The organism is Desulfobacter vibrioformis DSM 8776 (genome assembly GCF_000745975.1).
GTDB lineage: Bacteria > Desulfobacterota > Desulfobacteria > Desulfobacterales > Desulfobacteraceae > Desulfobacter > Desulfobacter vibrioformis.
This window is the reverse complement of the sequence record NZ_JQKJ01000018.1, coordinates 33,242-58,951: the sequence shown is the minus strand read 5'-3', so window position 1 is coordinate 58,951 and position 25,710 is coordinate 33,242. Positions and strand designations below refer to the sequence as shown.

The following is a 25,710-nucleotide window of genomic DNA, read 5'->3' as shown; positions in this document are numbered from 1 at the left end:
CGTTTAAACTGAATAACAATATCAGAAGTATTTACCGAAAACAAGGTTATGCTTTGTTTTCAAAAAACACGAGAAAAATTTACGTTTTTTTCAGATCAAATATTGAGCACAATCTCTTGAGTAATAAGGCTATTCTCATACTGCCGCAGCAGCACGCCGGGCGCTGACAAGGGCCCCTTCAAGGTAGCCGCCGAACTGTCCTGCGGTTTCGGTGCCTGCAAAGTGAAGTGTATTGTTCCAGATACTTGTTCTGCCGCCGGGCGGGTAAAATTCAGGATGATTGTGGCAGGATCTTTTGTCGTATTCCGTGGCTGTAAACGCTTCTGTGGCCCAGTCCTGGTAATAAAGGGCCAGGGGCTGTGCCGCACCGGATCCGAAAAGCTGCGCAAGCTGGGCAAGAATGTCCCGGGACATGGTCTTTTCGTCCTTTCTTCTCAGGGCAGGAATGCCGGCAAAGCCTGTAAGGCCATAGGGGGTGTCACCGGCACCGGACCCGTCATGGATTTCCCCAAGGGGGCCACGCTGGCTAAAGGCCTGGCCGGAAAGCCCCAGCCTGCGCCAGGAGGCCCGGTCATACAGGGCAAAAAATTTGGCATGTCCGGCCATCCAGGTGGATGCCTTAAGCATGGCCTGGGACAGGTCATAGGAAAGGTCCGGGGTAAACAGAATGGACCCGGCCGCAAGCCTGGGAGGCAGGGCAAGAATCACATTGGAAGCCGTAAGTTCACACCTGGGCGGCTGGTCAAGATGTCCCACCGAAACCCTGCACCCATGGTCCAGGCGCCGGATTTCACAGACCGGGTGGTCCAGGCGGATGCAATTTTCACCGCCCCGGGCCAAAAGTCCCTTGACAAGGGCCATCATGCCGCCTTCAAGGCGGAAGGCAGGCGGTTCCATGGGGCAGCCGGACACGGTCTGGACATGGCCGTCTTTGGTTTCAAACAATGCAAGTCCCTGTTCGAACTGGGGATAGCTTTTTACCCCCAGATCCTGTACCAGGGCAGACACTTCCGGGTTGACCATGGGCCAGAACCAGGAGGGGCCTAAGTCTGCAAAAAAATCCTGGTGTTCCGGGCATAAAATTCTGCCTCCTATCCTGGACCTGGCTTCCAGAACAAGTACGGATCTATTTTGCGCCACAAGCCGGGCAGCACAGGCAACCCCGCTTAATCCTGCCCCGATAATTATTGTCTCAACTTCTTCCATAATTTTTTAAATGTCATTAATTTTTCACGCTTTAGTGGAGTGAACAGGCCCCCAAAAAGGTTATGCGCCTTTGGAATTGAAAAATCAATGGAATTAAAGACACCAATCATGGAGGACAGACGGATCTGAAATCATTTTTTCCTTTTCCCGGCTCTGTTTTTTCAGCCACTTATATGATATGTTTTTTTGCTTTATCATGATGGTAATGATAAAAGGATGCGGCAAAAAAGAATACGGATACAGCTTAAGGAGAATTACCCCATATGGGACGTTTAAATGAGTTTGAACTGACAATTAAAAAGGTCAGTGACAGTCCATTAATCTACGAAGCACAGATCCCTTCGGCATGCACTTTTTTCCAGGATGTCCGGCGCTACCAGAGTATTGGCCCTCACATGGAAATCCGGATTATTCCGGTGAATGGGAAGATTGAGCTTGACCCGGACATGACCCCCGTATCCTTTAATAAACTCAGCGGCGCTGAACGTAAAGCCCTGGTGGATTATCTGACCGTCCGTGTTGCCAGGGGCGACAATATCGGTTATGCCTGGGCCTTTTTCCGGTCTCCGGATAAAAAGAGAAGCCTTGTGGCTTACGGGGGAAACGTGGTGCATAATGACACCTATATGGGCAAGGAGCGTATAACAGCCCTGCTTTCGTTACTCCAGAAACAAAAAGGCATCAGCAAAATGAAACAGCGCTGGTTCCCCTGGATTACCGCTGTTCTGCTTATTTCCCTGACCGTTCTGGCCGGATTCAAATATGGTCACCTGTTGAAAAACATTTCTTTTCTCAGCAGCATTGGCCAGGATACCGGCCCGGAAATGCGCTTTTACCAATCCGTATTTCCCGATTTACATGCCTGGCTCCATGACGGAGAGCCGGAACAGAAAGATGTGGCTAAAAAACTTTTAAAAACCGAATATGTCTCGTCCATGCTTCATACCATGACCCTGCCCGATTACCGTCAGGAAGGTGAGCAGGACATGAATCGGGGCAACAGGCTGATCCTGTTTGTATACTTCAATTATAACCGTCAGGTTGAAAAATTGACCAGCGCCCGCAGGCAGATTCTGGCAGGCACGGAATTCATGCGCCTGTCACGGATTTATTCAACCCTGCAATCCGGATATGCCTCCAATATTTTTTATTTCAAGGTCGGAGACTTAAACATCAGGCACACTGAAATCTCCAATTATATGAAACAGAACATGATCTCCTACCAGGATTTTAAAAAAATCCGGGATGAAAATGCCTTTGCAGAACTCATGGCCAGTGACCGCATCAGTTACAAGATGAAGGGCTTTCTGGAAAATGTATACACCTTTACCCCCCTTCGTATTGACACAAAACTTGACGGTAAATCCTGGTACCTGCTCACCCGGACCAACAGTTCCGGCAATCTCGACTTTGCAGCCTTCTTCCACCAGAACAGCGCCACCCTGGTGCCCAAACGCATCGGACACCTGGTGCTGGCGGACAAGGGGCTGCCTTCGGACATGGCCTGGTATGCCTTAGATGACAGCCAGGCAGGGAAGCTGAAAATGTCGAACCGCGCCCTGACCTATTTTAGTACTGAGACCGGCCAGACCAACCAGCTGGGTATCATTCAAGATCGGATCAACACCCTGGGCCTTTCCAGGCTGTCCCAGGGACGGATCAAGATCAGCGTTCACCGGGAACTGCTCATGGGGGATGCAAAGGGAAAATACGGCATCCAGACCAATGACCCCATCACAAGCCTGGTGCTGTCCAACCTGATTACCAAATCATCCTTTGAACAGGAGGCAAATGTTTCCCTAAAACGAGACCCTATCCAGTTCAACACAACACTGATCCAGCTCTCCAAGGACGACAGTTTCTCGGTTCAATCCGTGACCATTACACCCGGCACAACCAATATTATTCGCTTGTTTGAACCCTTGGACAGCTTTAAGGCAACGTTTAAGGACGGCACTTCCACCACCTTTGAGAAAGCCAGTGTCAACCTATTCAACCCCTTTACTTTTATGGTATCCAAGGATAGCATAATTTTATGTTTCCGTCATGATATCAAGGACATGACCATTGAGACCAACGACACCGAGCTTAAAATCGTAAAGGCCAAGGACGGAAATTATCAGATTGTAAAGATCCCTTAAAAATCAAGTAGTTTTACGAAATCAGCATCAAGGAGTTTTATTTAAACATATGTTTGATAACACAGACCGGCTTTTGAAAATCCAGAACACAATCAAGGCGGTTGTCCAGCAGCTTGCCGGCTTGCCGGCCCGGCAGGCAGAGCGGGTGGGCAAAGTCATTGACCGCTGTCAACTATGCCTGAAAACGGCACCGGACACGGATATGCCCGTATATGTCCACATTACGGGCACGGATAAATCCTTTAAGACCAGTTATCTTCTGGATCTGTTTGACAATGACACCCTTCGTGGGCTGTTTGCGGTTAAGCAGCGCAACACCTCGGAAAATACGGCAGTTCCCTGCCTTGTGGAACCGGTATCCTGGACCGACGAGGTGGTGGTCAGCCAGATCAGCATTTCCACGGGCACTGTGATCCGGGACCGGTTGACCCAAGGGCAGTTTAACCGGCTGTATGATCTCTCCTCCGGGGCAGAACCGGATGATTATCTCATCCGGGTGGCTGTGCCCGAAGACCAGACCCCCATGACATTGCCGGCCATTGAATATCCGGGCATTAAAGAGGGTGCGGACGCCATTGCGTTCCAGAAGGAGCGCCATGAAAAATTCCAGGCCAATATGCTGGACTGCCTGGAGCGCTATCCGGGCATTCTTGTGGCCTGTTTCCAGCACAAAATCGCCATTCCCCCGGGCCACCCCCTGGATGCCATCCTGAAAAAATACCGCACGGTGCTGGAAACCACCCATGCGTATCAGAAACTGCCGTTGATCCTGTCCCTGCAGGGGGACAGTGCCGTGGCAAGCTATTGCGGCAACACCAATGTGGAACAGGATCTTGAAAGTGATTTCAAAAGCTATAAAGCCTTTGAAAGCGTGGTACAGCTAATCAACCCCTGCAACAGCGAATACCCGGTGAACTTTATATCCCCCGGCCCCCATGTGGATACCTGGATACGCAATCTGTCCCGGTACAAAAGCTTGCGTGAAATCAAAGACGAGATCAAAAAGGATGGCGGTATTGCCTGGTCCAGGCAGATGCTCGGCGATATCTGCACCACCTCCAATATCAGAGACGCCCTTGACAATATGTTTCTGATGCCCTGGATCAGGAAGGCTGAAAAGATACACACCCAGGCCGTTGACCTGCTCTATGAAATTGAAAGTTATGATGAGGTGGCCGAAGTCAAGGAGTGCATGCGCAAAGCTATTCTCAACGATACTTACCAAAGCCTGCGGCACTTTTTTGACCGGGAGATCAAATACAACGAAGAGGGGGTGATTCAGGACCACAAAACGTTCTGGAACACCATATTCACCCAGTACCTGGACCAGTTTCTGGCCAACACCCCAAAAAGCCAGGCCATTTCCGATGTATTGTGGAAAAACATGCAGCAGCGCCTGGACTCGGCCAACAAAGGATTTTTAAGTGCAATGGAAAAGGATTTACCCCACATCATCATGAACATGGCGGAATTTTACGTTCCCAACATGTTGGTGCGCGGCGATTTCACCCTTGTTGAAAGACGTATTAAAGAGGATGCCCAGCATGTGGTTTAACCTGTTCAAACGCAAAAAAAAGGAAGTGGACCAGTTCCAGCTGGAGCTGGAGGATGACGGCAAACTTTACTATGAAACCATTGCCGGCCGCACCCCAAGGGACATCCAAAACCACGAGGAATATATTCTTTTCATTGATTTCGGATCCTACCGGACCAGTGTTTTGTGCTGGCCCTGCAGCTTTGGCCGGGATAAGATCACCGACTCATGGCAGTATGTGGTCCATGGCGACTCCGATGCCCAGGGCGGCTTTCCTTCGGCCTTTATCAATCCGCCTTCGGGTGATGAGCGGGACTTTGCCTTTGTGCCCAATATGGGTGAAGAGCATGTCAGCTCAAGCCAGATTGTCAAGAGCGCCAAATATGAATTTGCCTCCAAATTTGCCGCCTACAGGGGCGATGTTCCCCAGTTCAAGCTCTACATTAAAAAAATTCTTGAACACAGTTTCAGGTACATCACCGAGCCGAACAAAGATCGGCCCTGGAACGGCCCGGCCATTCCGGTGATCACCGAAATTCGGGTTACGGTACCGGACCTGTTCATTGAAAATTTAAGAAACGGATACAGGGAAAACATCTATTCCGTGTGCATGAACCTATCCTCGGACCGGAAATGGAAATTCCTGTTTCCAAGTGATATTAGACATTTACGCAAAACATTTGTCAATATTTCTGCAGATGAGAGTGGGGCGTGCGAACTTTATTTCCTGAACTTGATCAAGCAGTTACCGTTCTGGGACCTGTCCGGCCAGAAAGACCGGCTCCCGGATTTAAAGGAAGTGGACTTTATCTTTTCCCAGGCTGCCCAGCGTGACCCCAATGCCGAAAATCTTCAGTTTGTGGTGTGCCACATTGACATTGGCGGACTGACCACAGATGTCAGCGTTCTTCTGGCCAATACCTACCAGGACCCAGCCCTTGGCATCACCACCGCTCTGAATCGAAAGGAATCCTTTTCCGAAAGAAAGGCCGGGGAATATTTTTCAGACACCTTTGCCCAGAACCGATCCCCGGAGGAAACCGGGCCCTGGTGGGATAATGACCGGTTCATTGAAAGGGATTTTTCACGGTTTCTGGAACTGTTATGCGGCAAACAGGCAGCCTTGCTCAATAAATGGCGCAAGGACAAAAATCTGTCCGGCATCTATTTTCTGATTTCAGGCCGTCCCACCAAATCGGAAAAAGTTAGAAAAGCCATTAAAAAACACATCCTCAAGGAGTTTAATAAGGATGAACTGCTGCTCTTGCCCGAGCACTGCCTGTTTATGGCCGAGTACCGGCATGTGGGTAAAAACCAGGAAGGGGAGCGTTATGCCAAGAAAATTTCCCATTTTGAAAAACTGATTACCCTTCTAGGCAATGTATACACCCTTTATGACGGGTATGAAATCTGTGTGGATGACCACAAATATTATATTTCCATGGACACGGATACCAGGACCACTTCCCAGATGGAAGTGCTTCCCGGACGGATCTACAATATGGAAGAGTTTGAAAATTACAAGAAATCGGCAGAACACAACAATGTCAACCACCTGGCCTTTACCAGATTTCCGGCAGGGGAAAACAGCACCCGGTTTCTTACGGTAAAAACCATTGCCCGGCAGACCGCATTCCCCGTAATCCGGGTGGCCCAGAGCAGTGACAGCCAGGCATGGATCATGCCGTCCCTTATGATCACCAATTTAGAGCAGAACGACCAGGCCTTTGACCTGTCATGGGGGGCGCTCTCACTAGAATAAGATTCCGACGAATAAGGTCCCAACGCAATGTCATAAAGTTAAGATGATTTCAGATTAATACCACGAAGTTCACGAAGAACACGAAGTATAGTACTCTAAAATCTTCGTGAACTTCGTGAACTTCGTGTTCTTCCTGGTAAAATAAAACACTCAATCCCGAGGAGGAGACATATAATGGAATTGATCAGCGTAACCATAGAAAATCCCGAGGAGTTCAACTTTATTCTGGGCCATTCCCATTTCATCAAGACCGTTGAAGATATTCATGAGGATATTGTCTGCACCGTACCCAACGCAAAATTCGGTGTGGCGTTCTGTGAGGCTTCCGGGGAGTGCCTGATCCGTCATTCCGGTACGGACGAACAGATGCTGCAACTTGCGAAAACGAACGCCCAGGCTCTGTCAGCCGGCCATACATTTATCATTTTCATGAAAGAAATGTTCCCCGTCAACATCGTGAATACCATACAGGCCGTTCCCGAGGTGGTGCGCATCCATTGCGCCACAGCCAATCCCACCCAGGTGATCATGGCCCAGACCGACCAGGGAAGAGGCATTCTGGGTGTGGTGGACGGCTTTTCTTCCAAAGGTGTTGAAACACAGGACGATATTAAAAAACGCAAAGACTTCTTAAGAATGATCGGCTACAAGCTCTAATAGCCTGAAAAAATGCAAATACCCTCCCGGGACATATCCTGGGGAGAGATTCACCCCCGGTTCCCAGAGAACCTGACGGAAAAATTCCTTTGGACTGCTCACCTGGGAGAGGTTTTCAGGGATCATTCTGAAATTGACGCCCCGGACGCGCCCCGGACGCATAGATAGATTGGAAATTGAATTCTTACGCATTTAAAGAGTTAATGTGCTTTTTTTATACCGGCGGGATCGACAACCACCAGGGGAACACCAAGCCGCTCTTTAAGTTCCTTGATCCGGGAAGAGGCAGGAGCATGGTCATGGGAGGGGTCAAATACGGCAAGAACAATATCATGGTGGAAATCAACATAACCGGATAGAACATTTTCAGGGCTGCCGGCACTCAATGCGACTGAATAGGGAACCGGACAGTTCGGATTCTTAAGCATCTGTTTCAACGGTCCGGAAATCCTGGCAAGGCGCTTGTCCCCCTGACCGGGCATATCACTGCCCCCTAGTTGAATGTTTCCGATTGTGCCGTCCATATTCTTTGAATAATTCTCACACTCCGCATAATCCGCACCAAAGGATCTGTCCTTTCTATTTTTTATAAACTGGAGAATACACAACCGGGCACTGATATGTTTGCACAGATCAGCAGCATATTTAAAAATCGGACGGGAGGGAACATTCCCGTCAATGGCAAGCAGTACCTGCTTCATTTTATCCCTTTCTATTATTTTTTTAAGAACCCGCGAAGGGGGATTTATGGGAAACACCAATGTTCAGAAAATAGATGAGCATTTTATATACCAGACGGTACAGGGGGCTTCAATTTTTTTCTCTATCCCGCGCCCATAAACGATTTCAGTGTTCAAAATGGGCGATTTCACCAGGCTTGGGAAAACAGGACGGGCGTTTCATTCTGAAATAGAGACCGTTGGATATAGAAAGGAACATATTGATATCATTTGAAATACACCGCCATTGCAGGAATTGCATCCCTGTTATGATTTGCAACGGGGGGGATCATAATAAAAAAGCAGCCGATTGGCTGCTTTGGAGATCTTTGTGGGGTGAGTGACCGGGATTGAACCGGCGGCAACCAGGGCCACAACCTGGTGCTCTACCAACTGAGCTACACCCACCACAAAAAAACTTTGCATAATTATCAGAACTGCTTTTTTTTTTCAAGTAGTTTTTGCTTTTATTTTTTATCCTATTGATTTAATTCGGGTTGATTTAATTCGGGTTGATTAAATTCGAATTACATATAAGGATTGACCTGCTTTTCCCCTTTGACTATTATCCTTGGGATATTTATCAATAACAACACGCAAAAAGGCGGCTCGTATAATGAATACACTGATTATTTTCACCATACGCCTGATTCTGGGCCTGGCATTCGGAATCATCCTTACCCGGCTGTTCAATCCGGACTGGGGAATCTACCATGGTGTTGCCACAGGGATCATCCTTGTGGCCCTGGCCTATGGCATGGGCTATTACAGAAAATCCAAAGGGTAACAGGCAGACGTTTGTGGACAATATAATTCTGGGCACAGCAGGTCACATTGATCATGGGAAAACCAGCCTGGTCAAAGCATTGACAGGCACGGAAACAGACCGCCTCAAGGAGGAAAAAGAACGCGGTATCACCATAGAACTTGGATTTGCCTCCCTGGATCTTGCCAATGGACAGCACATTGGCATTGTGGACATGCCTGGCCATGAAAAATTTGTAAAAAACATGGTGGCCGGCGCTTCGGGCATTGATGTGGTGGTCATGGTCATTGCGGCAGATGAAGGCGTCATGCCCCAGACCCGGGAGCACATGGAGATCTGTAACCTCATGGGCATCTGCCACGGCATGATCGCCTTGACCAAAACAGACCTTGTGGATGAAGACCTGCTGGAACTGGCCATGGCGGACATCCATGATTTTATTTCAGACACCTTTCTCGAAGACAAACCCATTGTGCCGGTATCCTCTGCCACAGGCCAGGGCCTGGGGGAATTTTTAACCGCCCTTGAAAAAATCTGTACACAAATCCCGCCCCGCAAATTTTCTTCCATTTTCCGTCTTCCCGTGGACCGGGTATTTTCCATGAAAGGATTCGGCACGGTCATCACCGGAACCCTGATTTCAGGCCAGGTGAGTGTGGGCCAGGATATCATGGTGTTTCCCCGGAAAATCACATCAAAGGTCCGGGGGCTTCAGGTGCATTCCAGTTCGGTGGAGACAGCCATGGCCGGCACCCGGACTGCCATCAATTTCCAGGGTCTTGACCGGGATGCCGTATTCAGAGGGGATGTGCTCTCCACCCCGGGGGCGTTGATTGAAAGCTATATGGTGGACGCACAATTCCATTATCTGAAAAGCAATGTCAAGCCGGCCAAGGCCCGGACAAGGGTCCGGTTTCATTCGGGCACAAGTGAAATACTGGGCTACATGATCCTGCTGGACAGGGAAGCGCTGTTACCCGGGGACACGGCACCGGTTCAGTTCCGACTGGAATCCCCGGTATGCTGCATCAAGGATGACAGATACGTTATCCGATCCTATTCCCCTGTCAGAACCATCGGGGGCGGTGCCATCCTCAACCCGGTGTCCAGAAAATACAAACTTAAAGATACGGCCATGATTGAAGGCCTTTCCGGTCTTACTGCCCAGGATGACGAAAAAACCATTGCCTATTTTCTGTCCGTCAAGGGATATTCCGGGCTGACCTTTAATGCCTTAAGAGTCATGACCAATGTGCCTGACAAAAAACTGGCTGCCGCTTTGCAGAAAATGCTTGCACAACAGGAAGCAATTCTCACGGACAAAGAGAAACAGATCTATGTCCACGGCATGGTGTTTGATGCGTTTAAGGAAAAAATACTGGAACGGCTGACCGCCTATCACCAGGAAAACCCCTTAAAGGAAGGTATGCCGGCCCAGGAACTGAAATCCAAGTTTCAATATGTGGATGATGCCCGGTTTTTCAACATCCTGTTCAACCGCCTGGAAAAGGAAAACCTCATTGTTCAGGACAAAAACCAGGTGAAGCTTCCAGGCTTCAAGGTGGCGCTCCAGGTGGACCAGCATGAAATCAAGGAAAAAATTGCCGGTATTTACAAAAAATCCGGCCTGACCCCGCCTTTTTTCCGCACCATATGCCAGGATCTTGACCTGGATCAGAAAACAGCCAGGGACGTAATGCAGATTCTCATTGATGAAAAACAGGTGGTCAAGACAAGGGATGATCTGTTTTTTGATGCCAATGCCGTCCGGGATCTGGAAACAAAGCTCATTGAATGCCTCAAAGCCAATAAAAAAATCACCACACCGCAATTCAAGGACATGACCGGCATTTCCAGAAAATATCTCATTCCCCTGATCGAATACTTTGACGCCATACACCTGACCATACGGGTTGAGGACCACCGGCAGTTAAGGAAAAGATCGTCCTGACAGGCTGCCGGGCATCAGATTCTTTCAACAAAAGAGGCGATAATACTATCCAGGCGCAGGAAGCCTTCAAGGCTTAAAACAAACCGTTTGCCCGAATCCTGGAACCGGGCAAGCCCATTATTTTCAAGATGTTCCATCAGGCTTTGAAACACAGTTAAAAACCGGTTCTGCCACAGATCCTGTCCGGTTCTGATATCAAGGCCCATGGCTGTCCGCAGCCCCACCATGAGATACTCCATCTGCCGCTGTTCCAGGGTAAGGGTTTCACTGCCGGATGCGGGAAGATTTCCTGATTTTAAGGCCCGGATATATCCATTGAGGTCCGGTACGTTCCAGAACCTTTTATACGCAGCCGATCCATCTGTGTCGGATTTTACGGCATAGGAATGGGCGGCCGGCCCGAATCCATGGTAGGGCACCATCTGCCAGTAGGCACTGTTGTGCCGGGAACGAAGGGCTGGATGCTTTGCAAAATTGGATACCTCATAGTGATCCCATCCCCGGGCGCTCAAATATTTGGCAACTGCACGGAACAGATCCACCTGGTCCGGTTGTGCCATGGGAGAAAACTGACCCTGTTCATGCATGGCATGCAGGGCGGTACCCGGTTCCAGGGTGAGCATGTAACAGGACAGGTGCGCAGGCGTAAGATCCAAGGCCGCGTCAATCTCCCGGATCAGGTGGTCGCCGGTCTGGCCGGGAAGGCCGTAAATCAGATCCAGGCTGATATTTTCAATACCGGCAGCACGGACCTTTTCAACGGCATGGATGGCATCATCTGCCGAATGGATACGTCCTAAAAGGGAAAGCTGTGCCGGATCAAATGACTGCATACCAAGGCTTACACGATTAACCCCCATCCCGTGGCACTCTTTCAAAGGGATGTCGCCCAAGGTGCCGGGATTGGCTTCAAAAGTGATTTCGGTCTGCCGGCAGAGGCCAAAGGCGTTGTCCAGGGCCTGCAGAATGGCCCCAAGGTGCCGCGGTCCAAGCAGGGACGGGGTGCCGCCCCCGAAATATACGGTTGCCGCGCTGCCTTTGGGGTGTAATACAGATGTCCGTGAACGCAGCCGAATCTCCCGGACCAGGGCTGTCACATAATCAGGAATCAGGGACAGATCGGTTTTGGAATAAAAATCGCAATACCTGCATTTTTTTATACAGAAGGGAACGTGAATATAAAGGTGTTCAGACAAACCGTATCATCAACCGGTCAAGGATCTGATCCACGTTTTCCGGGGTGACCCCGTAATTTTTACAGGCAAGCCGTACCTGGTCCATCCGGGGACTTGCATCCATGTCTCCGGGCCCTCTGAAAAAGCCCATGCGCCGGCCGATCTGGTATAGAACGCGCTCGTTTGGGGGAAGCGCAAAAAACCGGTCAATGATCCCGATCATCTTCTCCTTGTCATGGGGCATGTTACCGGTAACCGTTTCAAACAGATTCAGGATATGATCGCTTTTTATACGGGACTGGATATTGTCCAGGGTCTCAAGCATCAGGCGCACTTCCGTGGCGATCATGGCATCACTTGGTTTTTCAAACATGCCCCGGAGCTGCCAGTGGGCAAGTTCCGTGGAAGGTGCCAGGGCAAGGGTCCGGATTTTGATCACATCCGGATTGATTGCATTCAGGGCTTCGGCGGTTTCAAGGGCATGCTCAATGGACAGGTCAATGCCGCCTAACCCCGGCATCACATATTCATACAACTCAATACCTGCCTGCCGGATCCGTTTGCCCGCCGCTATGTGGCCGGATCTGTCAACCCCTTTGCGCATGCGGTTAAGCACTAAATTTGACCCGCTTTCAAGCCCCACGTGAATCCGGTTAAGGCCAAGGTCATGCATCTGTTTCAGGATGCCGCCTGGCAATTGAAGGATGGTGCTGCTTCTGGCATAGGTGGCAATGGTTTCGATTTCCGGAAAACAGTCTTTGATATGCCTGAGAATAAAAAGTATATCCTTGGGTTTCATAACCAGGGGATTGGCGTCCTGGAGAAAAATGGCCTTCATGCCTGCGGCATACCATGTGACGGCGCTGTTGAATGCAACCCGGTCCCGGACCTCGAAACTGGTATAAATGGAATGAATCCGTTCCTGGTCAAAGGCAATGGGCAGGGCGTTTTCCTGGAGCAGTCTGTCAATGTATGTCCGGACCAGGTCAATGTCTTTAATAATGTCTTCCACAGGGCGTATGGAAAATTTCTGTTTTTTATATACCGGACAAAAGGAACAGCGGTTCCACGGACAGTTCCGGATCAGGCGCAGCAGCAGGCTGTACGTATCATTGGCCGGGCGAACAGGTCCCTGTTCATATCCCTGGTAGGTCTGTGTCTGTTTATTGTCTGCCATAGCTAAAAAACCGCAGTTTCTCCCCTGATATTGAACCTTTCCAATAAAAGGGTTATAAGCATTAGAAAAATGAAAGTCAATATTTGGATCTGCCTTGAAAACATATCCCGGATTTGATATGAATCCCTAATTTTTATAGTCAATTATCGAGTTTTTCCACACCGGGGAGGAAAAATTTGTGCAATATTAAGGAGAGCGCATGCCTGGCTTTGAATTATTTTCAGATGAAGAACGCAAACAGGTCAATGATGTACTGGAAACAGGGGTTTTATTCAGGTACGGATTTGAAGGGGCCAGAAACGGCCATTTTAAAGCCCTGGAATTTGAGAAAAAACTGGCCCGGATAACAGGCGCCGGGTTCAGCCATCTGTGCGCCAGCGGAACAGCGGCGCTTTGTACGGCCCTTGCGGCCTGCGGCATCGGGGCCGGGGACGAGGTGATTGTACCGCCGTTTACCTTTGTGGCCACATTTGAGGCCGTGATCCAGGCAGGCGCTGTGCCTGTGTTTGCAGACATTGACCAGACCCTTTGCCTTGACCCGGACCGACTGGAAGCGGCAGTAACGTCCCGGACAAAGGCAGTGGTGCCGGTACACATGTGCGGGGCCATGGCAAGGATTGATGAGATAAAAAACTTTTGTGATAAAAAGGGCCTGGTACTCTTGGAAGATGCCTGCCAGTCCTTGGGCGCAAGTTTCAAAGGCCGCCATTTGGGCACATTCGGCAAGGCCGGCTGTTTCTCCTTTGACGCGGTTAAAACCGTGACCTGCGGAGAAGGCGGCGGCATTATCACAAATGACCAAGATGTTTACACCCGGTGCCACCAGTATGCAGACCATGGCCACGACCACCTGGGCGGACCGGACCGGGGCGCGGATGACCATCCCATCATGGGCACCAACTACAGGATATCCGAACTGAATGCAGCGGTGGGGCTTGCCCAGTTAGACAAACTTGACCGCATCGTTGGAATCCAGAGAAAAAATAAAGCCGCCATCAAGGATGCCATGAAAGAGATTAAAGGCGTTACCTTCCGCGAACTTCCCGACCCGGACGGGGATTCCGCCACCTTCTTGAGCTTTTTGATGCCCACACAGGATCAGGCCGGACAGGCGGCAAAAAAACTTGCGGAAAACGGAGCCCCTTGCGCCTACTGGTATGAGAATAACTGGCATTATTTAAAAAAATGGCATCACCTCAAGGAAATGAAAGGCGCTGCCAGGCTTCCCTTTGAGTTGAGTGGCGACCTGCCGGATTATGCCGGCCTTGTCCTGGTGCAAAGTGAAGAGATCATGAAGCGGACCCTGTCCATGCAGATCATGCTTTCCTGGTCCGCAGATGATATGGACAAACGTATACAGGCTGTATTAAACGCATTAAAATAACAAGCCGCCCAAACATGTTTTGGGGTTTAAGCAATAAGTTAAGGATTTATCAATGTTCAGAAATTTTAAGCTGGTTCCCAATATTCTTTTCGGCCGGGGCTGTTTTGCCCAGCTTGACGAGGTGGTGGCAGGCCGGCGCAAGTCCGGTGAAGACTGGGCTGTTTTTGTTGTGGATGATGTATTTAAGGGCAAGGACCTTGAAAAACGTATCCCCTTGCATGACAATGATTTTCTTTTGTGGGTCAATGTAGCGGATGAGCCCAAGACAGGCTATGTGGATCAGCTCACCCGGGAAGCAAAAAGTTTCAACCCTGCCCTGCCCTGCGCAGTCATCGGCATTGGGGGCGGTTCCGCCATGGACCTTGCCAAATCCGTCTCTTTGATGCTCACCAATGAAGGCTCATCCACCGAGTACCAGGGATGGGATCTGATCAAGAACCCGGCCGTATGGCATGCAGCCGTGCCCACCCTTTCCGGCACAGGCGCGGAAGTCTCGCGTACAGCCGTGCTCACCGGACCCGAGAAAAAACTGGGACTGAACTCCGATTATACAGTGTTTGACCAGGTCATCCTGGACCCTGAACTGGCCGCAGGCGTGCCCAAAGCCCAGCACTTCTACACCGGCATGGACTGCTATATCCACTGCATTGAGTCGTTGCAGGGCACCTATATCAATGAATTTTCCAAAGCTTACGGGGAAAAATCCCTGGATCTGTGCCGCCAGGTGTTTGTGGATAATCATCCGGATTCGGCTGACAAGCTGATGATGGCCTCCTTTTTCGGCGGCATGAGCATTGCCTACTCCCAGGTGGGTGCCTGCCATGCCCTGTCCTATGGTCTTTCCTATGTGCTTGGCACCCATCACGGCATCGGCTGCTGCATCACCTTTGACACCCTGGATGAATACTATCCCGACGGGGTGAAAGAATTTCGAACCATCATGGAAAAAACAGGGGTGGATATTCCCAGAGGACTGACCAAGGATCTTACCGGGGATCAGATGGAGACCATGATCAGTGTGGCCCTGAACCTGGATCCTTTGTGGGAAAACTGCCTGGGTAAGGACTGGAAAAGCATCATGACCCGTGACAAGGCGCGCAGCCTTTTTGAAAAGATGTAGCCCATGCCCATTGCAGTGATCCCGGCACGCTTCGGTTCCAGCCGGCTTGGGGGAAAACCCCTGGTTAACATTGCCGGAAAACCCATGATCCAGCGGGTCTGTGAACAAGCCCAGAAATCATCCGTGGTGACAAGAACCATTGTTGCCACGGATGACGAACGGATTGTCAGAGCTGTAAAGGCATTTGGCGGAGAAGCTCTGATGACCCCGGACACCTGCCGGTCAGGCACGGACCGGGTGGCGGAAACCGCCAGGATGCTTGGTGCGGCCCCGGAAGATATCATCATCAATATCCAGGGGGATCAGCCTGTGTTTGATCCCAAAAGCCTTGATGATTTGATCCGGCCCTTTGACGGGAATCCCGGCCTTGCCATGGCCACCCTGGCGTATAAGATCAAAAATCCCCGGGAGATTACAGATCCCAAGGACGTAAAGGTTGTGTTCAACCGCCAGGGCTTTGCCATGTATTTTTCCCGGGCCCAAATTCCCTTTCCCAGGGACGGCCAGACTGATGTAGCCTATTATAAACATCTGGGATTTTACGCATACACCAAAGCCTTTCTGGACCAAATTGTCACCCTTGGCAGCGGCACCTGCGAACAGGTGGAAAAGCTGGAGCAGCTTCGGGTGCTGGAATACGGATTTCCCATAAAAGTGGCTGTCACACAATATGATTCACCGGAAATTGATCTGCCCGAAGATATTGAACGCGTTGAAGCGATCCTGCGCGAATACTTCTGATTATTCATGAAATCATTTTATAAAATTATTCATACCTCAAGCCGGGTCCTGTGGGGTAACAGGGAAAAACGAATCCTTTGCGAATCATTATGGATGAAAGAAAACGGCCACCAGGTGGTCATTGTTGCCCCGGGGAATAGTCCTTTGTTTGAAAACGCCAAACAAAACGGATTGAAGGTCTATCCCATGTCCTTTAAGCCTTTGGTCAGAATCGGAGAATATAGCCGGCTCAAACAGATATTTGCCGGCGAACACCCTTTTGTGGTCAATGCCCACGGCAGAGGCGATGCCAAGCTTGCCTTAAAGGCCGCCCAGACTGCAGATGTCCCCTGCCGGATCATGTCCCGCCACAATGGGGAACGGGTTAAAAACACCTGGCCCAACAAAAAAATTTATAAAACACGGTGCCACTATGTTTTCACCACCTCAAAGGACAGCACAGCCCACCTGAAGCAGACCTTCTCCCTGTCAGACATGCAGATTTTCTCTATTCCCGACGCCATTGCCGTGCCTGATATTGCCATTGCCCCAGAGGGAACAGGCGGAACAGGCGGAACAGGCGGAACAGGCGGAACAGCCAAAACAGAAGCCAGACAAAAGCTGGCAATCTTCCTTGGATTGTCAAAAGATACCCGGTTCATCGGAATTTTCGGTAAAATCGAGCCCCAAGATATACAGCAGCTCTGCAAAATTGCGGATCAGCTCAGCCGGCACTTGCCGTGTCATCATCTGCTGATCGCCGGTACGCCTGAAAACCAGTATCCCATGGATGAAAAGGCATCCCCTCGTGTGCATATGCTGCTATTCTCAAAAGAGAATGATGCCGATTTCTACCAGGCCCTGGACTGCTGTGTCTATTTTCCCAACCCTCAAAATTTTTACCAGGGGGTGCCTTGGGAAGTGACAAGGGCCATGGCTTACTTCTGCCCGGTAATTGGTCCGGATACTCCCGGTATCAGGGATATTCTTATTAATTATAAAACCGGCAGGATCTTTAATCCGGATCAACCCGGTTCTCTGCCGGGAATAATCAGGTGGACCCTGAATAGCCCCGCGGCTGTCCAGCCCCTGATCCAGGCGGCCCAGGCCCTGGTTAAAAAATATTACACCATGGATGCCATGGGCAGGAATATCTTGCGTATCTACCGGTTACGCCAGGTAAAAATTGATCGGCAATTTCAAACAGGCGCCAATGCAATCTCCCCTGTATAAAATTATCCATACAAATTCAGGGCCGCCTTTACAAACGCCAGTAAATGATTCCTTCTGTGACAGCCATCTGTACATTAAATATGCTCTTGACGTCCAAAATAACCGCACGATGTTTTTCACTGCATAATCCGGCAATGCCAGCCAACCCCATGTCCCGGTATTCTCTGTGGCCCACGGCAATCACCAATGCATCTACGCCCCGAAGGGCATCCATGGGTTTCAAATCAACACCGTAATAAACTTTGGCTTCCCCGGGATTGGCCAGGGGATCATGAACAATCACATCAATACCATAATCCTTAATCTCGGCAATAATGTCTACCACACGGGTATTACGCAAATCCGGCACATCCTCTTTAAATGTAATACCCAGGATCCCCACCCGGGTGTGATTGATTTGCTTGCCCTCCTTGATCATTATTTTGACCAGACGCTCAGCAATATACTTGCCCATGCCGTCATTAATACGCCGCCCGGCCAGAATCATCTCCGGGTGGTAGCCTATTGACTCCGCTTTAAAAGTTAAATAGTAGGGATCAACACCGATGCAGTGTCCGCCAACCAGACCGGGCCTGAAAGGCAGAAAATTCCACTTGGTGCCAGCAGCTTCAAGTACATCCAGAGTATCAATCCCCATAATATCAAAAATCATGGCCAGTTCGTTCATTAAGGCGATATTTATATCCCGCTGGGTATTTTCAATGACCTTGGCAGCTTCAGCCACTTTTATGCTGGGGGCGACATGAATGCCGGGTTTGACTATTTTCCCGTAAACCTTTTCCAGCAGTTCCGCGGTTGCCGCGTCAGAGCCGGAGACAATTTTTAAAATTTTGTCAACCGTATGCACTTTATCCCCGGGGTTTATCCGCTCCGGTGAGTAGCCCACTGTGAAATCCTTACCGAAAACCAATCCGGATGCGGCTTCGATGATCGGCACACAAAATTCTTCTGTGGCACCCGGGTAAACCGTGGACTCAAAGACCACACAGCTGCCAGGGCTCAAGTAACGGCCTGTGCTTTCGGAGGCGCTGCGCAACGGCGTCAGATCGGGGATACGATACTGATCAATGGGGGTGGGGACGGCCACAATAATCAAGCGGCAATGGCCCAGCGCTTCAGCATTATCCGTATAAGTGATTGCGGCTGTTGCCATATCTTCATCACAGACTTCAAGGGTGCGATCCCTGCCGTTTTTAAGTTCAGCAATACGGCCGGCATTATAATCATAGCCAACCACATTAAAATGCCGTGAAAGATGAACCGCCAGGGGCAACCCGACATAGCCCAATCCCACGACTGCAATTGTTTCTTTTCTAGCTGCCAAAGCCTTAAAAGTGAGCATCATCTTGCCCTTCTCTGCTTGAATCTTTTCATATCTGTCTCGCTGTAAAAAAGTGTCATAAATTAATCGGTCGATTTTATCTTCAAGATAGTGAGAAAACAACTCAATTTAATCTATATTTTTAACTATTTGAATTTATTGAAATCATAAATCATGCCAAATTTTCATGCAATTACCATGGGGATACTTTAGAACAATCTTGAAAACATATCCCAGATTTGATATTAACTCCCAATTTTTATAATTAGTTATCCTTAGAGATTGAGGTAGGGGTGCCTTTAATATTTTATTTTTTCTTAAGCGCGGGTCCCATCCAAACCACTAACAGCCCACAACACCACATATAAAGCCATGACTGAAATCACCTTGAAAGATAGCCCTTGCGCCCGCATCCTTTTCCGGGCCGCCAATTGGGTCGGCGACGCGATCATGACCACGCCGGTGCTGCGGGCGGTAAGAAAAAATTTTCCCCAGGCTCAGATTACGGTGCTGGCCAAGCCATGGGTGATTCCGGTGTATGAACACAGTCCCTATGTGGACCACATCATGGTGTATGATAATAACGGACGGCATAAAAAAGGCTTGGGTACCCTTTCCCTGGCCGCAGATATCCGGCAGCACCGGTTTGACCTGGCCGTTCTGATGCAAAACGCCTTTGAAGCAGCCCTGATTACATGGCTCGGGGGCGTAAGAGAGCGGCTGGGATACAACACCGATGCCCGAGGCCTGCTTCTCAACCGGGCCGTAAAGATGGAACCGAAACTTAAACAGGGGCATCTTATCGATTACTACACCGCTATCCTCAAAGGCGCCGGACTTCTTACAGACGGTCGCAGACTGGAGCTTTTTTTATCTGAAGAAGACCGCCAAACCGCCAGGAACGTGCTGGAGCAAATCGGGCTTGATCCGTCAGGTCCAATTATCGGTATCAACCCCGGTGCCACCGGGGGAACGGCCAAGAGGTGGTTTCCAGAACGCTTTGCTAAAATTGCCGGCAGGCTTTCAAAAAAATTGAACACAAAAATCCTGATTTTCGGTGGGCCTGCAGACCGAAAATTAGGTGAAAAGATCTGTCAAGCCGTCCCTGGCTGCTGCATCAACATCGCAGGGCAGACCACCCTGGGCCAGGCCTTTGCCTTGATTGAAACCTGTCGGCTGTTCATCACCAACGACTCAGGACTTATGCATGCAGCAGCAGCCCTTAATATCAATCAGGTGGCGATAATCGGTTCCACAAATTTTAAAGCCACCTCCCCTGCCAACGAAAACAGCGTCATTATCCGGGTCCCGGTTCCCTGCAGCCCCTGTATGAAGCCGGAATGCCCCATTGACCACAGATGCATGGACCTGATAACCACAGATATGGTGTATGAGGAGGCATTGGAGATGCTTAATGTATAAATCAGTATGATTAAAAAACGAAAAAGGATAATAACTTGTTAGAGCGTAAACCATTCAGAGGAAGATCCCCCAAGATTTTAATCATCAAAATGAGTGCAATAGGCGATGTAATCCACACCCTTCCCGCATTAAATGCTCTGCGCACCTACTACCCCAATGCCCACATCACCTGGCTTGTGGAAGAAGCTGCGGCCGATATTGTCATGGGGCATCCAGCCCTGGACCGAATTATCCTATCCAAACGCAAACAATGGGTCAAACAGTTCAAAACCCGGCAATCGAAAGCAGGCCTTAAAGGAATAATTTCCTTTATAAATACCCTGCGAGACACCCGCTATGATATCGTAATTGATTTCCAGGCACTTTTGAAAAGTGCAGCAATGACCCTTTTGTCAAAGGGAAAAAGGAAAATCGGTTTTGCCAAAGGCATGCAACATGCGGAAGGCAGCTATCTGTTCTACAACGAGCATATTCCGGCCATCGATATGGAAGTCCATGCCCTGAAACGAGGCCTGTTATTTCTGGAAGCCATGGGAATTCCTGCATCCGACGTTGTTTACAATTTACCGGTACGAAACCGGGACCGTACCCAAATCAGCCGCCTTCTGGCACAAAACGGCATCACCGGCATCCGGAAACTGTTCTGCATCAACCCCCAGGCAACCTGGGAAACCAAACTGTGGGAGAATACTAAATTTGCACAGCTGGCAGATAAGCTGTCAAAGACTTACAGTGCTGACATTATTTTCACCGGCGGACCGCAAGATGCCGAAGCCGTTGAGATGATCCGCTCACAAATGACGAGCAAAAGCGTAAATCTTGCCGGTAAAACCACCCTTAAAACCCTGGCCTCATTATATGACCGCGCAGATCTTCTGATAACCACAGACACTGGCCCCATGCATATGGCAGCGGCATTGGGTACAAGGGTTATCGCCATTTTTGGCTCAACAGCTCCCTGGCGCACTGGCCCTTGGGGGGAGCACTGCACGGTTGTGAGATCCGGTGTTGCCTGCAGTCCTTGTTTCAAAAAAAAATGTGTGAACTCAAACTTGTTCATGGAATGTATGCTTAAAATTTCAGTAACTGATATACAAAATATGGTCTTTAAAGTATTACGCTCAAGATAGAACATAATGAGCGAAGTTTGCAATATAACATAAATTAACAACCGATCGTTTCAATATCGGTATGAGGAAATACTGTACACCAACATAATGCAGGAAAGAGGGGGCATGAACGCTTACCAGCAAAAAACATTAGGTACACTACTGAACGCAGGATTTGCTTTTACACATCTTGAAATCCCGGGACTTGACAACACCCCTGTGATCGAACATTTTGGCGAACAGATGCGCATTGAAGAACATTGCATTTTTCACAGCAGCGTATGTACCGGAGATGATTATTTCCAACGCCTTCACCACAGGGTCGTCACAGGGATGAGCCAGGGGATTGCCACCCCTGTGGTACGATTCGCAGACGGTGAATACGCATTCTATGCCCAAAGCCTGCAGTGCAACGGTCTGTATCAACAGGCAGAGTCAAGAAAAGCCATTGAAAACGCCCTGCCCACGCATGCCGAATACCTCCGTTTTGTATCACAACACGGTATTGTTGCACCGCTGATTCATCCGGGGAACAGTAATCCCCCCCGAAAATTTTTGTTCATTTTCGAAAAAAAAGAGGATGGGAGGAGCCTGTCTTTAAAATTTTTGCAATTTCTTGATGAAAACCATATTGTCTTGACAGGTGAGAACTATATTCCTTTTTATGCAGTTTATGCCTATCTTTCCTCAAAACTTTTTGCGCAAAGTATTGACGGGAAAAAACTTTGCATCGTTAACTCCACCTTTGATGAGCAGGCAGTGCGTAATTGGTTCATAAAGCTGCAGAGCAAACCGGATATCAGCTTTGTCAAAATACCGTCCTCTTATGTTGCCACCCGGTGGGCAAATATGAAGGATGAGGTTTTAGAAAAGATCCCATCGGATACAGATCTCTGCCTGATCGGTGCAGGTATTGGTGCTTTGCTTGTGGCGGTTGATGTCTCTGAAGCATTTAATATCCCCGCAATTGATGCCGGACATGTCCTGAATATGATGAACTCCCGTGAAGATAAATCCAACGGGGCCAGGATGTTTACCCTTTGGCATAAAAGTTCTGGAAATTAGAATTTATGGTTGGTCTCTTCCAAAGGTATCGTCGACAAATCCGACGTTTCCGCAATAACAAGCGACTCGAAAAAGAGGCGCTTTATTACAAACAACGATTTAACGAGCGCAGATTGCAAGTTCCCACAGAAAATAAACTGCGTAAGAAATATGCGGATCTTTTTCCGGGCATTGCCCGCCGGGAAAAAGGGGAATTATCCATCTTAGCCATTTACCACCACTATAATTGGGAAAATGAAGCACTTTTGCCCTCCCTTAAAAAATTTGGCCGGGTCATCCATTATGATTGGTTTAGTGAATTTAACCAACAAGATGAAAAAACCTGGCACAAAAAAAATAAAAGGCGGATGAACACTGATCTTATACGGAAAGTACAAACGTGGATACAGCAAGAAAACATTGATGTTATCTTTACCTATTTTTCAGGAGAGACGGTCTACCCGGAAACTATCAAGACAATTGCATCTATGGGTGTGCCGATTATCAATCTAGCTTTAAATGATAAGGAATCTTTTGTCGGGAAAATACGTAACGGCCAAGCCATGGGCGCACGGGATATCTGCCGTTTTTACCATTTTTGCTGGACAAGCACCCAGGACGCTTTAGTTAAATATGTTGTAGAAGGCGCCCTGCCCATTTATTTACCCGAAGGCGGGAATCCGGAAATCCATAAACCATATTTTGTTGATCAAGACATTGATGTTTCTTTTGTAGGGCAGTGTTACGGAAACAGGCCTATGATCATTGATAAACTTTGTGAAAAGGGCATCCCGGTTAAAGCCTACGGCTATAATTGGCCACAGGGCCCTTTGTCCACTGAGGAGATGGTAAAAATGTACTCCCGAAGCAAGATAAACCTGGGTTTTGGCGGAGTCGCAGGGCTGAATGAGACTTTCTGTCTTAAAGGGAGGGACTTTGAAATACCCATGAGTGGCGGTTTTTATCTCACCGAACATAATGAAGAACTTGAAAGATGCTTTTTACCCGGGAAAGAAATAGTAACTTACCATAATTTTGATGATCTTGTGGAAAAGATCAATTTCTATCTTGGCAATGAAGATGAACGTGAAAAAATACGACAAAAGGGATATGATGCTGCGGTTCGCCAGCATACCTGGGAAAGCCGGTTTGAACAAATTTTTTCTATTTTAGGCGTCCTTGTTAAACCTGTGACTTGTGGCAAAAAACATAAACCAATAGATCATCAACCCGAGGGCAGTTATGACTTATTTGCTAAAAACAGATATAGAAAAAAAGATTAAAAGTTACATTCAGAGCAACATAGCTCGGATTGGCGGAACGGTAAACCAGATTGTCGATTACTCTCAATGTTGTGTAACGGATATAAATCTTTTGGATGGCGGTTATGGTTCTGTCGATCAATTAGATAATAAACAGTCTTTTCTCCAACGGGCTTCAACAATTAGAAAAACAGTCTCCCAGGAAATAAAATTCTACAGATATGGGAAAAAAATACCACGAGATCGAAAAACAGTGGTATTGGATGCCCATAACATTTCTCAACACCCCCGGTTATACCCAAAATACAGCTGCTGTATTTCTTCCAATGTGATTGAGCATTCCCCAAATCCGATCCTTCTCCTTTTAAACTTCCATCTGCTTTGTCCTGAAAACGGATATCAATTTCATGCACTTCCCCATTACAAATACACCTATGATTGCTTCCGAGAGCCCACCGGCGTAAAACATCTAATAGAAGATTTTAAAAAAAGAACAGGCTTTGATGATGCAACTCATAACGATGACTATGTTCAATCCGCCATCATTAAACACGGCTGGCAAAAACAGTTTCATAAAACCCATCCTGTTTCTTACCCCTATATTCATTTCCATGTTTTTGATGAACATAATACACGGGAACTTTTCGAAACCATGTTTACCGACGTCACCCTAGATATTTACAAAACCGAAGAATTTTCAGATATCGTTGTATTGTTCCGGAATCAATTAAATTCTCGGTTTCAAAAACAATACCAAGGACTTATAGATGAGTATATTCAATAGGTTCATGTGTTTTTGGGGCCGTTGACATCCGGACTTATGGCATTTGCTCCCTCTTTTGTTGTTTCATAAGAAAAACCGATCTGTAATTATCAGCCATTCGCTGGGCCAGTGCGTCCCAAAAATAATCGTTTGCCTTTTTAACAGCGTTCCGGCCCAGCGCCTGCCGGATATGAACCTCCTGCAGCCGTTCAAAAATATTGGCAACCAATTCAGGGCAGGCCGCATCAGGCAGCACAAAACCGCATGTATCGTCAACAAGGTCCTTTGCGCCGACTGTGGCGGAAATGACCGGGGGCAGCCCCGCAAGCATTGCCTCCAGAACAACCATACCAAAGGTGTCATAAAACGAAGGCATGATAAACAGATCTGCGGCCAGATAAAATGGCTGTACGGCCTGTGCAGGGCCGCAGAACCTGACAAGGTGCTCAATGCCAATAGTTTTGGCCTTTTTCCGGTATTTTTTCTCATTGCCTTTTCCAACCACCATGAGCTTTAAATTTCTGCCGCCCCGGTTAAAAAAAACAGCCAGGCTTTCAAGTACCAGATCAAGATTTTTAATTTCAAAATTCATTCCCACAAAAAGGAGTACGGTTTCCTGGGGCAGCACCTCATACTGCTGCCGGATTTTTTCCCGCTCTCTGGGTCTGTCATAGGCTTGAAAAAAATCGCCGGCAATACCGGGTGGCATGATGTCAATCTTTGTTTCAAGACTTGGATAGCACCGTTTAAGCGCCCGGGCCGCAATGGATGAGACCGGCAGTATCTTTTTCAGACGGTTCCGGGTAATACCGGCTCTTTCAATCCAGGCAATCATGAAATCCACCAGCCTGGGAAAGCGTCTGTGCTGTACATCATTAACCCAGATGGTGTGGGGTATCCCGTGAAAGGTAAAAATATCCATGGCAAAAACTCTATCGTGGCTATGGATAAGATCAAACTTTCCAGTTTGAAAATAGGCCCCCAACGCAAAGCTTAAAGGCTCAAGGAATCGGGGAAAGGGTATTGTCCGGATTTTATGAAACCGGATCAGCGCATCCCCTTTACGCCATTTATTGGCAAAAACATCAATGGTGATATCCTCAAATGAGGCAAGCCTTTCTGTGAGCTGAAATACAAAATTTTCAGCCCCTCCGATCAACCCGTATTTAGGGACCACCACGGCCACTCTGATCGGTTTTATATTTTCTGAGGCTTTCCCTTTCCGTCTGGCATCCATTCACAAC

21 protein-coding genes and 1 tRNA gene are annotated in these 25,710 nt (G+C 48.5%); 15 read left to right on the top strand and 7 right to left on the bottom strand.

The genetic code is table 11. The annotated features are described in order from the left end of the window. Window positions 1-135: 135 nt before the first annotated feature. Window positions 136-1,206 carry a flavin monoamine oxidase family protein gene (locus Q366_RS12425; protein ID WP_035239379.1) on the bottom strand — a complete coding sequence of 357 codons (1,071 nt, stop codon included), beginning with the start codon at window positions 1,204-1,206 and terminating at the stop codon, window positions 136-138. Window positions 1,207-1,469: 263 nt separating this feature from the next. Between Q366_RS12425 and Q366_RS12420 the strand changes: the two genes are divergently transcribed. From Q366_RS12420 to Q366_RS12405, 4 genes are all read left to right on the top strand, one after another. After that, window positions 1,470-3,347: a hypothetical protein gene (locus Q366_RS12420; RefSeq protein WP_035239377.1), complete on the top strand. Its 1,878-nt coding sequence runs from the start codon at window positions 1,470-1,472 to the stop codon at window positions 3,345-3,347. Window positions 3,348-3,396: 49 nt separating this feature from the next. Beyond that, complete coding sequence (locus Q366_RS12415) at window positions 3,397-4,902, top strand: hypothetical protein (protein ID WP_035239375.1); 1,506 nt, start codon at window positions 3,397-3,399, stop codon at window positions 4,900-4,902. Further along, the gene (locus Q366_RS12410; protein WP_035239373.1) at window positions 4,892-6,643 is read left to right on the top strand and encodes a hypothetical protein; all 1,752 of its coding nucleotides are present in this window, start codon (window positions 4,892-4,894) and stop codon (window positions 6,641-6,643) included. The genes Q366_RS12415 and Q366_RS12410 overlap by 11 nt, the downstream gene beginning before the upstream one ends. Window positions 6,644-6,817: 174 nt before the next feature. Continuing rightward, window positions 6,818-7,300: an adenosine-specific kinase gene (locus Q366_RS12405; RefSeq protein WP_035239370.1), complete on the top strand. Its 483-nt coding sequence runs from the start codon at window positions 6,818-6,820 to the stop codon at window positions 7,298-7,300. A gap of 200 nt (window positions 7,301-7,500) precedes the next feature. On the opposite strand, the gene Q366_RS12400 is transcribed toward Q366_RS12405, so the two are convergent. Then, entirely contained in the window at window positions 7,501-8,001 is a 501-nt protein-coding gene (locus Q366_RS12400) for a hypothetical protein (protein ID WP_035239367.1), read from the bottom strand. Between the two features lie 350 nt (window positions 8,002-8,351). After that, window positions 8,352-8,427 (bottom strand) — tRNA-His (locus tag Q366_RS12395). Window positions 8,428-8,635: 208 nt separating this feature from the next. Between Q366_RS12395 and Q366_RS21570 the strand changes: the two genes are divergently transcribed. Both Q366_RS21570 and selB read left to right on the top strand, forming a co-directional pair. Further along, the gene (locus tag Q366_RS21570; RefSeq protein ID WP_169742962.1) at window positions 8,636-8,806 is read left to right on the top strand and encodes a hypothetical protein; all 171 of its coding nucleotides are present in this window, start codon (window positions 8,636-8,638) and stop codon (window positions 8,804-8,806) included. 13 nt (window positions 8,807-8,819) lie between these two features. After that, the gene (gene selB / locus Q366_RS12390) at window positions 8,820-10,736 is read left to right on the top strand and encodes a selenocysteine-specific translation elongation factor (protein ID WP_035239365.1); all 1,917 of its coding nucleotides are present in this window, start codon (window positions 8,820-8,822) and stop codon (window positions 10,734-10,736) included. Between the two features lie 14 nt (window positions 10,737-10,750). Here selB and hemW read toward each other — a convergent pair whose 3' ends face one another. Then, the gene (gene hemW, locus Q366_RS12385; RefSeq protein WP_035239364.1) at window positions 10,751-11,932 is read right to left on the bottom strand and encodes a radical SAM family heme chaperone HemW; all 1,182 of its coding nucleotides are present in this window, start codon (window positions 11,930-11,932) and stop codon (window positions 10,751-10,753) included. Further along, window positions 11,925-13,088 (bottom strand): radical SAM protein, encoded by a 1,164-nt coding sequence (locus tag Q366_RS12380; RefSeq protein WP_035239362.1) that lies wholly within the window; start codon window positions 13,086-13,088, stop codon window positions 11,925-11,927. Before Q366_RS12380 ends, hemW begins: the two co-directional genes overlap by 8 nt. A 199-nt stretch (window positions 13,089-13,287) precedes the next feature. On the opposite strand from Q366_RS12380, the gene Q366_RS12375 reads away from it, so the two are divergent. Genes Q366_RS12375 through Q366_RS12360 form a run of 4 tightly spaced genes read left to right on the top strand, consistent with a single transcriptional unit; the run spans window position 13,288 to window position 17,545 of the window. Further along, entirely contained in the window at window positions 13,288-14,472 is a 1,185-nt protein-coding gene (locus Q366_RS12375; RefSeq protein WP_035239360.1) for a DegT/DnrJ/EryC1/StrS family aminotransferase, read from the top strand. 52 nt (window positions 14,473-14,524) lie between these two features. Next, window positions 14,525-15,592 (top strand): iron-containing alcohol dehydrogenase family protein, encoded by a 1,068-nt coding sequence (locus Q366_RS12370; RefSeq protein ID WP_035239358.1) that lies wholly within the window; start codon window positions 14,525-14,527, stop codon window positions 15,590-15,592. 3 nt (window positions 15,593-15,595) lie between these two features. After that, entirely contained in the window at window positions 15,596-16,333 is a 738-nt protein-coding gene (gene kdsB, locus Q366_RS12365; RefSeq protein WP_035239355.1) for a 3-deoxy-manno-octulosonate cytidylyltransferase, read from the top strand. Between the two features lie 6 nt (window positions 16,334-16,339). After that, complete coding sequence (locus tag Q366_RS12360; protein ID WP_035239352.1) at window positions 16,340-17,545, top strand: glycosyltransferase family 4 protein; 1,206 nt, start codon at window positions 16,340-16,342, stop codon at window positions 17,543-17,545. A 28-nt stretch (window positions 17,546-17,573) separates the two neighbouring features. Here Q366_RS12360 and Q366_RS12355 read toward each other — a convergent pair whose 3' ends face one another. Next, window positions 17,574-18,890: a nucleotide sugar dehydrogenase gene (locus tag Q366_RS12355; RefSeq protein WP_035239472.1), complete on the bottom strand. Its 1,317-nt coding sequence runs from the start codon at window positions 18,888-18,890 to the stop codon at window positions 17,574-17,576. A 363-nt stretch (window positions 18,891-19,253) separates the two neighbouring features. Between Q366_RS12355 and waaF the strand changes: the two genes are divergently transcribed. The 5 genes from waaF to Q366_RS12330 all read left to right on the top strand — a co-directional run bounded on the left by waaF (window position 19,254) and on the right by Q366_RS12330 (window position 24,487). After that, window positions 19,254-20,288 carry a lipopolysaccharide heptosyltransferase II gene (gene waaF / locus Q366_RS12350; RefSeq protein WP_245619956.1) on the top strand — a complete coding sequence of 345 codons (1,035 nt, stop codon included), beginning with the start codon at window positions 19,254-19,256 and terminating at the stop codon, window positions 20,286-20,288. 35 nt (window positions 20,289-20,323) lie between these two features. Beyond that, on the top strand, window positions 20,324-21,418 hold the full coding sequence (gene waaC, locus Q366_RS12345; RefSeq protein ID WP_281175493.1) for a lipopolysaccharide heptosyltransferase I: 1,095 nt from the start codon (window positions 20,324-20,326) through the stop codon (window positions 21,416-21,418). A gap of 105 nt (window positions 21,419-21,523) precedes the next feature. Next, complete coding sequence (locus tag Q366_RS12340) at window positions 21,524-22,462, top strand: hypothetical protein (protein WP_035239346.1); 939 nt, start codon at window positions 21,524-21,526, stop codon at window positions 22,460-22,462. 5 nt (window positions 22,463-22,467) lie between these two features. Further along, window positions 22,468-23,724, top strand: a complete 1,257-nt coding sequence (locus Q366_RS12335) for a CgeB family protein (RefSeq protein WP_084691815.1) — start codon at window positions 22,468-22,470, stop codon at window positions 23,722-23,724. After that, window positions 23,684-24,487 (top strand): hypothetical protein, encoded by an 804-nt coding sequence (locus tag Q366_RS12330; protein WP_156968169.1) that lies wholly within the window; start codon window positions 23,684-23,686, stop codon window positions 24,485-24,487. The genes Q366_RS12335 and Q366_RS12330 overlap by 41 nt, the downstream gene beginning before the upstream one ends. A gap of 34 nt (window positions 24,488-24,521) precedes the next feature. Here the strand turns inward: Q366_RS12330 and Q366_RS12325 are convergent, their stop codons facing one another. Continuing rightward, the gene (locus Q366_RS12325) at window positions 24,522-25,703 is read right to left on the bottom strand and encodes a glycosyltransferase family 4 protein (protein ID WP_035239339.1); all 1,182 of its coding nucleotides are present in this window, start codon (window positions 25,701-25,703) and stop codon (window positions 24,522-24,524) included. Between the last annotated feature and the right edge of the window lie 7 nt (window positions 25,704-25,710).